At 60.5% G+C, this 11,659-nt stretch carries 8 protein-coding genes; 4 read left to right on the forward strand and 4 right to left on the reverse strand.

Going from position 1 to position 11,659, the window contains the following annotated elements:
• Nucleotides 1-59: 59 nt before the first annotated feature.
• The gene (locus tag EKA13_RS17100; RefSeq protein ID WP_065760530.1) at nucleotides 60-542 is read right to left on the reverse strand and encodes a hypothetical protein; all 483 of its coding nucleotides are present in this window, start codon (nucleotides 540-542) and stop codon (nucleotides 60-62) included.
• Nucleotides 543-808: 266 nt separating this feature from the next.
• Nucleotides 809-1,033, reverse strand: a complete 225-nt coding sequence (locus tag EKA13_RS17105; protein ID WP_065760538.1) for a hypothetical protein — start codon at nucleotides 1,031-1,033, stop codon at nucleotides 809-811.
• A gap of 944 nt (nucleotides 1,034-1,977) precedes the next feature.
• On the opposite strand from EKA13_RS17105, the gene EKA13_RS17110 reads away from it, so the two are divergent.
• Together EKA13_RS17110 and EKA13_RS17115 are read left to right on the forward strand one after the other, a co-directional pair.
• On the forward strand, nucleotides 1,978-2,406 hold the full coding sequence (locus EKA13_RS17110; protein WP_065760531.1) for a tetratricopeptide repeat protein: 429 nt from the start codon (nucleotides 1,978-1,980) through the stop codon (nucleotides 2,404-2,406).
• A gap of 171 nt (nucleotides 2,407-2,577) precedes the next feature.
• The gene (locus tag EKA13_RS17115; protein WP_176717442.1) at nucleotides 2,578-3,966 is read left to right on the forward strand and encodes a DNA recombination protein RmuC; all 1,389 of its coding nucleotides are present in this window, start codon (nucleotides 2,578-2,580) and stop codon (nucleotides 3,964-3,966) included.
• On the opposite strand, the gene EKA13_RS17120 is transcribed toward EKA13_RS17115, so the two are convergent.
• Entirely contained in the window at nucleotides 3,938-7,414 is a 3,477-nt protein-coding gene (locus EKA13_RS17120; protein WP_065760533.1) for a PAS domain-containing hybrid sensor histidine kinase/response regulator, read from the reverse strand. The genes EKA13_RS17115 and EKA13_RS17120 overlap by 29 nt on opposite strands.
• A 321-nt stretch (nucleotides 7,415-7,735) precedes the next feature.
• On the opposite strand from EKA13_RS17120, the gene EKA13_RS17125 reads away from it, so the two are divergent.
• Both EKA13_RS17125 and EKA13_RS17130 read left to right on the forward strand, forming a co-directional pair.
• Nucleotides 7,736-8,878 carry a TDT family transporter gene (locus tag EKA13_RS17125; RefSeq protein ID WP_065760534.1) on the forward strand — a complete coding sequence of 381 codons (1,143 nt, stop codon included), beginning with the start codon at nucleotides 7,736-7,738 and terminating at the stop codon, nucleotides 8,876-8,878.
• A 138-nt stretch (nucleotides 8,879-9,016) separates the two neighbouring features.
• Complete coding sequence (locus tag EKA13_RS17130) at nucleotides 9,017-10,891, forward strand: MFS transporter (protein WP_065760535.1); 1,875 nt, start codon at nucleotides 9,017-9,019, stop codon at nucleotides 10,889-10,891.
• A gap of 15 nt (nucleotides 10,892-10,906) precedes the next feature.
• Here the strand turns inward: EKA13_RS17130 and sugE are convergent, their stop codons facing one another.
• Nucleotides 10,907-11,224, reverse strand: a complete 318-nt coding sequence (gene sugE, locus EKA13_RS17135; protein ID WP_065760536.1) for a quaternary ammonium compound efflux SMR transporter SugE — start codon at nucleotides 11,222-11,224, stop codon at nucleotides 10,907-10,909.
• Between the last annotated feature and the right edge of the window lie 435 nt (nucleotides 11,225-11,659).

Here is an 11,659-nt window from a genome sequence, read left to right on the forward strand (position 1 = left end):
CTTTTGTAGGACAATCTGACCAAAATTCCTTTTTTTTGCGTTTCGATGGCAAGGGGTTCTCAGCAGGCTTGAAGGTGTACCGGGTCGATGCACAGGTGCCATGCCTGGGTGAAGTCGCGCAGGCGGCCCTGGGGCTGGAAGATCTGGCGCCAGATACGTGCCAGGCCCAGCAGGTCATCGGCGTCTGGCAATTGTGGGCGTTGTTCTTCGATCAACATCCAGGCGATAGCGGTGGCATAGCGTAAGTTGACTGTCAGTTCCAGGTGAGGTCCGGCGAGGAATGCATGCTGGCTGGCAAGGCCGCGGATCAGGCTGGCCAGTTCGGGGTCGCGGGCGAGGAAGCGGTCCCAGAGCGATTGGTGGCGCGGCTCGGAAATTCGATACAGGCCGTGGCCGCGACGATCGTGAAGGGCGTCGCCAAGCCTGGATTGGCTGGCCGCTATGCCCAGTAACAGTGCCTCTGCGCTGGCGCAATGGCGATTCAGATAGAGCAGCGTGGGGCGGATCACGTGCTGGCTTAACTCGCTCGCGGCGATACCCATAATGCCCTCGCACTTGAAAGTGGCCGGCGGGGCGCTGGTGCTTGGCAGCTGGAGAATCGGTCAGGCCCGCCGGAAGCGGTCTGTACCGCTTGAGTTGAAGTGTAGTGTCATATTCGTGGTGTAAAGGGCTGTTATTAAATCGTTTCTGGTGCGTGGTTATAGCGCATATGCACTTGGGTGCTTAGCGGGTGATCGTTAGTGTATGCGCGGCGAGCAAAAAAAGCCCCGCTGCAAGGGCGGGGCTTGGGGTATTGCGTAACGTCGGGTTACGCAACCAGCGACTGGCGTGCGCGGTCGATGACCGCTTGCAGCGGTTGGGCGCCGGTGTACTGGTCCGGGTACAGTCGCTCGGTGTGTTGAGCGATACCGTGTTCATTGACCAGGGTGAAGCTGAAGCTGCCCTTGCGTGAAGCAAGGATCAAACAGTTCAGAGGGGCAAATGCCTGGCTTAGGGTGCGAATCGCAGCCTGAGTATGGGTGCTATGTTTCATCATTATTGGAAGTTCCTGCAAAAGACACGGCAACGGAGCCGTGTACGCTTTAAACGTTCCAGTAACGCCTGGCTTTAGGCCGGTGCGAAGAACCTGACTGGAACAGGGCAGCCAGTTTGGAGCGCATTATCATGTGGCGCTTGGGCTGACTGGTAGGTACTCAGAGGGCAGGCAACACGCCAGAGTCAAGGTTCTTGGACGCTGGGTGAGAGAAATACTGCTCAATCTGCAGGTTGGTTCATGCGAACAAAGAGACTTGTGTGCGAACCATCAGGTGGCCGGTCCTGGTTTCAGCAGCGCGCTATCGTTTGAGATGAGCATCGCCTGCAAGGACCGCTTTGGCCAGAATTGAATTTCAGCTTGGTACTAACGGTGGCAAGACTACCGTGCCGGCTTCGGTTTGGCAAGCGCTATTGGTTTGTTTCTGGCGAGCCGGCCAGTATCTCTGCTTTTGGGCCTCCTGTGAAGCCTCTGTGCCAGGCGTTGTGCCAAATCCGTGCAGGGGGTCGCCTTTCTTTAGGGCGGTTGTACACACATGGAGCACGCACTGTCGCAGCGATGCAACAGGTGTTCGGTGGCCGGCCAATGACTCGCTCTCAGGGACAAGTCAATGAAAAAAAACACTTTTTTTAGCTGGTGAAAAAATCGACAGTTTGACTGAAGCCCACATTCTATGGGGCTTTGCGGGGTGTGAAGGGGGGTTGTCCACCGAGTTATCCACAGCTTCTGTGGATTGTCCCGAGCGCTTGCTCTAGGACGGGCGTTCCAGCTTTTTGCTTGCTGTCTGACAATCCGGGGTGGTGGTGGTTTGTGTGAAATGTCTCTGTGAAAGCGTCAAGAAAAAATGTGCCGAACGGACGAAAAAAAACTGTCGAGTCCGGTTGAGCCATTGCTGAATAAAAGGAGTAGAGTGGCGCGCCTCTCGAGTTGCCTCCATCGTTTTTATGAAGTTTCGCAGTAAAGTCCCCGCGTCCAGCCTTGTTCAAATGCCGCTTCCCGAACCACGACGCCTGTCGCTGAAGGTTGCCCTGTGGTTGCTCGACAGCCCGCGTCTGGGTGATAACCGCAACATCAAGCACATTGCGGGTCGTCTGCTCAAACAGCCCGCTCGCCAGGGCGTAGTGGTTGCTCAAAGTCGCTTGGGGCAAATGCTCTGCCGCGATTGTGGTAATGCCCGCGACCGACGAATCGGTCATGAACTTTTGCGCCAGGCCGCCCGTGCTGGTGATCGCCGTGCTCAGTTGGAATATGGCCGACTCTGCGCCCAGCCTCAGTTCAACGCGCCTGAGCAGGCCCGTCACTGGCTGGAGCAGGCCGCAGGCCAGGGCTCGCAGGAGGCCGCACGCCTGCTCAAGCAATTGCTCGAGCGCTAGATACAGCGCGCTGTCCGGGGCTGTTAAGCTGGGGCAGTTTTTCCTTGGGAGATGGCTATGGCGGTGGATCTGACCAGTATTTTGCTGGGCGTATTGGCGGCTGCGTTGCCCTGTTTGGGCCTGGTCCTGCAGTTGCAGCGTCGTTTGGCTGCTCGTCAGGCTGAAAGTGCGCTGCTTGAGGAGCGGCTGGGCAATGCTCAGCTGGCTCAAGAGGGCTTGGTTGCGCAGTTGGATGCCTGCCGTGATGAGGTCAGTGACCTGGGGCAGGCCAATGCCGCCAAGCAGGCGACTCTGGCCGCACAGGCACGCGAGCTCGAACTGCTGCAGATCGAACGTGACAACGCCAGCGATGCCGCTCATGCCTGGCAACTTGAGCGCGCCGCCAAGGAGGCTGAGCTACGCCGGTTGGATGCCCACTGTGCCGCGCTGGCTGCCGAGCTGCGTGAGCAGCAGGACAGCCATCAGCAGCGCCTGCAGGACTTGCAGGGCTCGCGTGATGAGCTGCGTGCCCAGTTTGCCGAGATGGCCACGAAGATCTTCGACGAGCGTGAGCAGCGTTTCGCACAGACCAGCCAGCAGCACCTGGGGCAACTGCTCGACCCGCTCAAGGAGCGAATCCAGGCCTTTGAGAAGCGTGTTGAAGACAGCTACCAACAGGAGGCCCGCGAGCGCTTTTCCCTGGCAAAAGAGCTGGAGCGTTTGCAGCAGTTGAACCTGCGCCTGAGTGACGAAGCTACCAACCTGACGCAGGCGCTCAAGGGGCAGAAAACCCAGGGTAACTGGGGCGAGTTGATTCTTGAACGGGTACTTGAGCACGCAGGGTTGGAAAAAGGGCGTGAGTACCAGACCCAGGTCAGCCTCAAGAGTGCTGACGGCGAGCGTTTCCAGCCCGACGTGTTGATCATGTTGCCGGGCGACAAGCAGGTGGTCGTCGACTCCAAGGTCAGCCTCACGGCCTACCAGCAATATGTGGCTGCGGCTGACAACGAGATCGCTCAAGCAGCGCTCAAGCAGCATGTGCTGTCCTTGCGCAACCACGTCAAAGGGTTATCCGGTAAGGACTACAACCGCCTTGAGGGGTTGCACAGTCTCGACTTTGTGCTGCTGTTCGTCCCCATTGAAGCGGCGTTTTCGGCGGCGCTGCAGGCTGAACCCAATTTGTTCCAGGAAGCCTTTGATCGGCAGATCGTGATCGTCAGCCCGACCACCTTGCTGGCGACCCTGCGCGTAATCGACAGCCTCTGGAAGCAGGAGCGGCAAAGCCAGAACGCGCGAGAAATTGCCGAGCGTGCAGGCTGGCTCTACGACAAGTTTGTGCTGTTCATCCAGGACCTGGACGAGCTCGGTAGTCGTCTGCAGCAGGTCGACAAGGCGTATGCGGCGGCGCGCAACAAGCTGTGCGAGGGGCGCGGCAACCTGATCAGTCGCAGCGAGCAGCTCAAGCTGCTCGGTGCCCGGGCCAGCAAGAGCCTGCCCGCCGACCTGCTTGAACGGGCACTGAGCGACAACGATGGTCTGGCTGCCGAGGTGCTTACTGGACCAGGCTCAGATGCCGATTGAGCAAGGCGCGCAACGCTGCCGGCTTGACCGGCTTGGCCAGGTAGTCGAGGCCGGCGGCATGCACTTGGGCAACCATTTCGCTCCGACCGTCGGCACTGATCACCACGCCCGGTACTGGCTCGCCGAGGCGTGTACGTAACCAGGCCATCAGTTCGGTACCGGTTTCGCCATCATCCAGGTGGTAGTCCACCAGTGCCAAGTGCGGGCGCAGCCCTTTGGCCAGCAGTGCCTCGCATTCGTCGCGGTTGCGCGCAGTCCAGACCTGGCAACCCCAGCGGCTGAGCAGGCTGTTCATGCCGATGAGGATGCTGTCCTCGTTGTCGACACACAGCACCTGCATCCCAGCCAGGGGTTGTCCGGCTTGTTCGGCAACAGGCGCGGGTGGTGTGACTGGCGTCGTGGCCAGTGGTACGCAGACCCGAAATACGCTGCCTTTGCCGGGCCATGAGTGCACTTGCAGCGGATGGCCCAATACGCGGCAGAGACCGTCAGCGATCGCCAAGCCCAGGCCGAGGCCTTTTTCTGCGCGGGTCTGGTGGCTGTCCAGGCGTTTGAATTCCTCGAAAATCACCTGCAGCTTGTCGTTGGCGATGCCCGGGCCGCGGTCCCAGACTTCCAGCCACAGGTTGTCCTGGCTACGCCTTACGCCAAGCAGGATCGGGCTCTTGCCGTAGCGGAAGGCGTTGGTCAGGAAATTCTGCAGGATCCGCCGCAGCAGTTTCATGTCGCTTTGCACCCGTAAACGACTACTGCGCACGCGGAAGTCCAGGCCCTGTTCCCGGGCCAGCACCTTGAACTCGGCGCCCAGGGTATCGAACAACTCGTTCAGGGCGAACGGCTTGGCGTCGGGGGTGATCTTGCCGTTTTCCAGGCGGGAGATGTCCAGCAAGTCGCTGATCAATTCTTCGGCGGAGCGCAGCGAACTGTCCAGATGCTGAACCAGTTGCAGTGCCTCGGTGGACAGCCCGTCGCCTTGGTGGGAGAGCGCGGCGGAGAACAGCCGGGCGGCGTTCAGTGGCTGCATCAGGTCGTGGCTGACCGCCGCGAGGAAACGGGTCTTGGACTGGTTGGCCGCTTCGGCGTGGCTTTTCGCTTCGGTCAGGGCCAGGTTCAGTTGCGACAGTTCGTGGGTTCGCGCAGCAACCCGCTGCTCGAGGCCCTCGTTGGCATCCTTCAGGGCTTGTTCGGCTTCGCGGAACGGCGTGATGTCGGTAAAACTCATGACGAACCCGCCACCCGGCATCGGGTTGCCGATCAGTTCGATGACACGGCCATTGGGGAACAAGCGCTCGGACGTGTGGGCGCGGCCCTGGCGCATCCAGTGCAGGCGTCGGGCAACATGGACCTGAGCCTCGCCGGGGCCGCACAGGCCGCGTTCGGCGTTGTAGCGAATGATGTCGGCAATTGGTCGGCCGACACTGATCAAGCCGTCCGGGTAATTGAACAGTTCCAGATAACGGCGGTTCCAGGCCACCAGGCGCAGTGACTGGTCGACCACACTGATGCCCTGGCTGATGTTTTCGATGGCGCCCTGCAAGAGTGCCCGGTTGAACTGCAGCACCTCGGAAGCCTCGTCGGCGATACGCACGACATCTTCGAGTTGCATGTCGCGGCCTTCGATGGCCGCCTTGACCACAGCCCGGGTCGAAGAGGTTCCGAGCACGCCTGCGAGCAGTCGTTCGGTATGCTCGATCCAGTCACCGTCGGCGTTCTGATTAGGGTTGAAGCCCTTGCCCTGGCGGTAGGCGAAGCGGATGAAACTTTGGCGCGCACGCTCTTCGCCGACAAACCGGGCTGCCAGGTTCAGCAGGTCGTTGATCTGTACTGCCAGCAGCGAGCGGTTGCTCGGGCGGGCGTTGGTTTCCTGGCCGATGAAGCGGCCTGCCTGCCAGTGCTCCGATACCCGTGTGCGGGAGAGGATCGACACCCAGGCGAACAGGGTGAAGTTACCGGCCAGCGACAACACCACACCCTGCGTCAGCGGGGTTATCGGCAGGTTCAGTGGGTTGCTGTGCAGCCACGCCAAGCCTGGGAGCAGGTTGAGCGACCAGCCGAGGCTGTGAGCGGCGATGGGCAGAACCAGGGTGTAGAACCAGATGAAAATACCGGCTGCAAGGCCGGCAAAAACGCCACGGCGGTTGGCCTGTTTCCAGTACAGCGCACCAAACATGGCTGGCGTCAGTTGGGTGATGGCGGCAAAAGCAATCTGGCCGATGGTTGCAAGGCTGGCCGTGGAACCGAGCAGGCGGTAACTGACATAGGCCAGCAGCAGGATCGCAACGATCGATACCCGGCGAACCGAGAGCATCCAGTGGCGGAATACTTCAAAGGGGCGCTCGGCGTTGTTACGCCGTAGCAGCCACGGCAGCAGCATGTCGTTGGAGACCATGGTCGACAGCGCCACGCTGGCGACGATCACCATGCCGGTAGCCGCCGATGCGCCACCGATAAATGCCAGCAACGCCAGGGCCGGGTGGGCTTCGGCCAGCGGCAGGCTGATTACGAACGAGTCGGGGATGACCGAGTCGGGCAGCATCATCTGCCCGGCCAGGGCTATCGGGACTACGAACAGTGCGGCGAGGATCAGGTAGGCCGGGAACACCCAGCGCGCCAGGCGCAGGTCCTGAGGGTCGATGTTTTCCACCACGGTGACATGGAACTGCCGCGGCAGGCAGATGATCGCCATCATTGCCACACCGGTCTGGACCACCATCGACGGCCAATTGATGGTTTCCTGCCAGTAGGTTTCCAGGCGGGGTGCCAATCGTGCCTGGCTGAACAGGTCGTCGAAGCCGTCATACAGGTTGAAGGTGACGAAGGCTCCGACGGCGAGAAACGCCAGCAGTTTGACCAGCGACTCAAAGGCAATGGCCAGCACCATGCCACGGTGGTGTTCGGTGACATCCAGGCTGCGAGTACCGAAGACGATGGTGAACAGTGCCAGCACCAGCGAGACCACCAGAGCGGTGTCCTGCACTCGGCTGCCAGTGGCGTCGGCGCCTGCGCCTATCAGCAGGTTGACCCCCAATACGATGCCTTTGAGTTGCAAGGCGATGTACGGCAGCACACCCACCAGGCAGATCAGTGCGACCACCACGGCCAGTGCCTGCGACTTGCCGTAACGGGCGGCGATGAAGTCGGCAATCGAGGTGATGTTTTCCTGCTTGCTGATCAGCACCATCTTCTGCAGCACCCAGGGTGCAAACAGCATCAGCAGCACCGGGCCGAGGTAGATAGGCAGGAATGCCCAGAGTTGTTCGGCGGCCTGGCCGACCGAACCGAAGAATGTCCAACTGCTGCAGTACACGGCCAGCGAAAGGCTGTACACCCAGGCACGCAGGCGCGGGGGCAGCGGCTTGCTGCGGCGGTCGCCGTAGAAAGCGATGGCGAACATGATGGCCATATAGGCCAGGGCGACCAAGGCGATCAGCCCACTGGACAGCGACATGACAACTCCGAAGAAAAGGGGGAGTACACCTCCAACCTAACGGTATACCTCGATCTATCAGTCTGGCATGCCGTTCGTGCTTAGTCAGTGCCGACCATGGTAGCAGTGGCGCAGCGTCGCAGGGGCATCACGGCGGGTCATCCATTGCACCGTGATCAGCAGCCGATTGAAGGCCATCGCTATGCCGGGATCTGAAGCACACCACGAATTATCAGGTTGTATCGGCAAAATAGATAACAGTTAGAGAAATTACCCGTTTTATAGATATTAAAGGCGCCTCTACCATGGGCTCTACCTCACCAGAGGACAGGAGTGCAAACCATGCCATGCCCGACCAGCAGCGCAGCGTCGCTGCGTCCGTTCCATCAACTGGCCCATCCACGCGAAGTGATTCGCCAGTTCACACCCAACTGGTTCGCCGTCACCATGGGGACCGGTGTTCTTGCCTTGGCACTCAAGCAGGCGATGCCGGCGCTGAGTGGCGTGGCTGAGGCCTTGTGGCTGCTGACGATCGCTTTGTTCATTCTATTCAGCGGCGTCTATGCGGCGCGTTGGGTGTTGTACTTTCATGAGGCACGCAGGATCTTTGCCCACTCTACGGTTTCCATGTTCTTTGGGACGATACCGATGGGCCTGGCAACGATTCTCAATGGTGCCTTGCTGTTTGGCCTTGAACGCTGGGGGCAGGGAATCTTGCCGTGGGTCGAGGCGCTGTGGTGGCTCGACGTGGCACTGGCCGTGCTCTGCGGCGTGGCCATTCCGTACCTGATGTTCACTCGTCAGGAGCACAGCATCGATCAGATGACCGCCGTCTGGTTATTGCCGGTGGTGGCTGCCGAGGTGGCGGCGGCCAGCGGTGGCCTGTTGGCGCCGCATCTGGTGGATCCTCATCAGCAGTTCCAGGTGTTGATCGTCAGCTATGTGTTGTGGGCGGTCTCGCTGCCGGTGGCGTTCAGCATCCTGACCATCCTCTTGTTACGCATGGCCCTGCACAAGTTGCCCCATGCCAGCATGGCGGCTTCAAGCTGGCTGGCCTTGGGGCCGATTGGTACCGGCGCCTTGGGTATGTTGTTGCTGGGCAGCGATGCACCTGCCGTGTTTGCCGCCAACGGCCTGGGCGGGCTCGGCGAGATTGCCCGGGGTATTGGCCTGATCGCCGGCATCGTGCTGTGGGGCTGCGGCTTGTGGTGGTTGCTGACAGCGGTGCTGATTACCCTGCGATACATGCGCCACGGCATGCCGTTCAACCTTGGTTGGTGGGGCTTTACCTTTCCGTTGGGGGTGTATGCCCTGGCAACGCTGAAGCTTGCCGCCTGGCTTGAGTTGGGCTTCTTTCAGGTCATCGGCAGTGTGTTGGTGCTGGCGCTGATCGGCCTCTGGCTGCTGGTGGCCAGCCGGACGCTGCGTGGCGCCTGGCGTGGTGAGCTGTTCGTGTCGCCGTGTATTGCGGATCTTCGTGCCTGAGTGCTCTGTAGGTGCTGGTCTTGCAGGTGGCTTGGTTTGCCGGCAAGACCGGCTCCTGCAAGGGCGTTTATGCTACAACTGTGGCTTTTACGGCACAGCTGACCTCCAATAACAAAGCCCCACGCAGGTACACGGACGATGAGTCACCCCTCGCAATTCACATTGCTCGGCAAGCGGCGATTTCTGCCGTTTTTCATTACCCAGTCGCTGGGTGCCTTCAATGACAACATCTTCAAGCAGTCGTTGATTCTCGCCATTCTCTACAAGCTCAGCATCGAGGGTGACCGGTCGATCTGGGTCAACCTGTGTGCGCTGCTGTTTATCCTGCCGTTCTTTCTGTTCTCTGCACTGGCCGGGCAGTTTGGCGAAAAGTTCGCCAAGGACGCATTGATCCGTGTGATCAAGCTGGCCGAGATCGGCATCATGGCGGTCGGTGCCATTGGTTTTCTCACCAATCACCTGGCGCTGATGCTGTTGGCGTTGTTTGCCATGGGCACCCATTCTGCGTTGTTCGGCCCGGTCAAGTACTCGATCTTGCCGCAGGCGCTGCATGAGGAAGAGTTGGTGGGGGGTAACGGCCTGGTTGAGATGGGCACCTTTCTCGCCATTCTGGCGGGCACCATTGGCGCGGGAGTGATGATGTCCAGTGGTCACTATGCCCCTGTGGTTGCGACCGCCGTGGTATCGGTGGCTGCGCTCGGTTACCTGTCCAGCCAATGGATTCCGCGTGCCGCTGCTGCGGCGCCGCAGATGAAACTGGACTGGAACATCTTCACCCAGTCCTGGGCGACCCTGCGCCTGGGCTTGAATCAGACCCCGGCGGTGTCGCGTTCGATCGTCGGCAACTCCTGGTTCTGGTTTGTCGGGGCGATCTACCTCACCCAGATTCCTGCCTACGCCAAAGACTGGCTGCACGGTGACGAAACCGTGGTCACCTTGGTATTGACCCTGTTTTCTGTGGGTATCGCGCTCGGTTCGCTGTTGTGTGAGCGCCTTAGCGGACGTAAGGTCGAGATCGGCCTGGTGCCGTTCGGCTCCTTTGGCCTGACCCTGTTTGGCCTGCTCTGGTGGTGGCATTCGGGCGATGTCGTGGCCGGGGCGCAGCCGCACGACTGGCTGACCCTGCTGGGTATGAGTCAGGCCTGGTGGATCATGCTGTCGATCCTCGGGCTGGGCGTGTTCGGCGGCTTCTACATCGTGCCGCTGTATGCCTTGATCCAGTCGCGTACTGCCGAGAATGAGCGGGCCCGGGTCATTGCTGCGAACAACATCCTCAACGCACTGTTCATGGTGGTCTCGGCCATCGTCACCATTGTGCTGTTGAGTGTGGCCAAGCTGAGCATTCCACAGCTGTTCCTGGTGGTCTCGCTGCTGAACATCGCGGTCAACACCTACATCTTCAAGATCGTCCCCGAATTCACCATGCGTTTCATGATCTGGCTGCTCAGCCACTCCATGTACCGTGTCGAACACCGCGACCTTGAGTTGATTCCCGATGATGGTGCAGCCCTGCTGGTGTGCAACCACGTGTCCTTCGTCGATGCATTGTTGATCGGTGGTGCGGTGCGGCGGCCGATCCGCTTCGTTATGTATTACAAGATCTACCGCCTGCCGGTGCTCAACTTCATCTTCCGCACCGCTGGGGCCATCCCGATTGCCGGGCGCAAGGAAGACCCGCACATTTATGAACGGGCTTTCGAGAAAATAGCCGAGTGCCTGCGGCAGGGTGAGTTGGTGTGCATCTTTCCGGAAGGCAAACTGACTTCGGACGGTGAAATCGATGAGTTCAAAGGCGGTGTACGCCTGATCATCGAGCAGACACCCGTGCCGGTGATCCCGATGGCCTTGCAGGGCTTGTGGGGGAGTTTCTTCAGCCGGGATCCGGCCAAGGGCTTCTTCCGTCGCTTGTGGTCGCGGGTGACCCTGGTGGCCGGGACCGCCGTCCCGGTTGAGGCGGCAGAGCCGGCGGTGTTGCGCGAGCGGGTCAGCGCGTTGCGTGGCTCGGTGCGTTGACCCGAGTAGGGCAGGTCAGCTGGCGCTGACCTTCAGCCCGACCAGGCCGGTGACGATCAGGGCGACGCTGGCCAGGCGCATCAGGGCCATGGATTCGCCGAACAGGATAACCCCGGCGATCACCGTGCCCACTGCGCCGACGCCGGTCCAGATGGCATAGGCTGTGCCGAGCGGCAGTTCCTTCATCGCCAGGCCAAGCAAACCCAGGCTGACCAGCATGGCTGCAATGGTCAGCAGGGTTGGCAATGGGCGGGTAAAACCGTCGGTGTACTTCAGGCCGACAGCCCAGCCGACTTCGAACAGGCCGGCACAAAACAGAATGATCCAGGACATGCAGTGTCTCCATCAGGTGATGGGGCCGTCCCCGGATTGATCACGCGATGCGTCGTGAGGTCGTCCTCACTGTGGGCATATAGAGTGCACAAACTCGAGGGGTAGGGCAATACGCCGGCGAGTACCTCAGGGGGCGACGCATGTTTGTGGCTATTGGCACTCGCTTCGTGAACATATCCATTCCCTGCAGTGGCACCGGTGGCTGGTTTCGCCTTTTACGGCGACCCACTTTTGAAGGGCACAAAAGTGGGCAAAACGCCCTGTCCCGACATCCGGCCCTACGCTGCGCTTCGGGTTCCTTCCTTACGCCATCGCTCCCGTGTGGACGCGCCGACGGGCCATCCATGGCCCATCAGCGCTTGCGAGGCATTCATGCCTCGCACCCCACTACGCGACGGCTCCACTCAGCCTACTGAAGGGACACCCTGCAGCGCC

Source organism: Pseudomonas defluvii, from assembly GCF_001695625.1.
Lineage (GTDB): Bacteria > Pseudomonadota > Gammaproteobacteria > Pseudomonadales > Pseudomonadaceae > Aquipseudomonas > Aquipseudomonas defluvii.

Coding starts and splice junctions, on each gene's coding strand:
- EKA13_RS17100 (WP_065760530.1), bottom strand. CDS start 542: ATGGGTATCGCCGCGAGCGAGTTAAGCCAGCACGTGATCCGCCCCACG.
- EKA13_RS17105 (WP_065760538.1), bottom strand. CDS start 1,033: ATGAAACATAGCACCCATACTCAGGCTGCGATTCGCACCCTAAGCCAG.
- EKA13_RS17110 (WP_065760531.1), top strand. CDS start 1,978: ATGAAGTTTCGCAGTAAAGTCCCCGCGTCCAGCCTTGTTCAAATGCCG.
- EKA13_RS17120 (WP_065760533.1), bottom strand. CDS start 7,414: ATGTCGCTGTCCAGTGGGCTGATCGCCTTGGTCGCCCTGGCCTATATG.
- EKA13_RS17125 (WP_065760534.1), top strand. CDS start 7,736: ATGCCATGCCCGACCAGCAGCGCAGCGTCGCTGCGTCCGTTCCATCAA.
- EKA13_RS17130 (WP_065760535.1), top strand. CDS start 9,017: ATGAGTCACCCCTCGCAATTCACATTGCTCGGCAAGCGGCGATTTCTG.
- sugE (WP_065760536.1), bottom strand. CDS start 11,224: ATGTCCTGGATCATTCTGTTTTGTGCCGGCCTGTTCGAAGTCGGCTGG.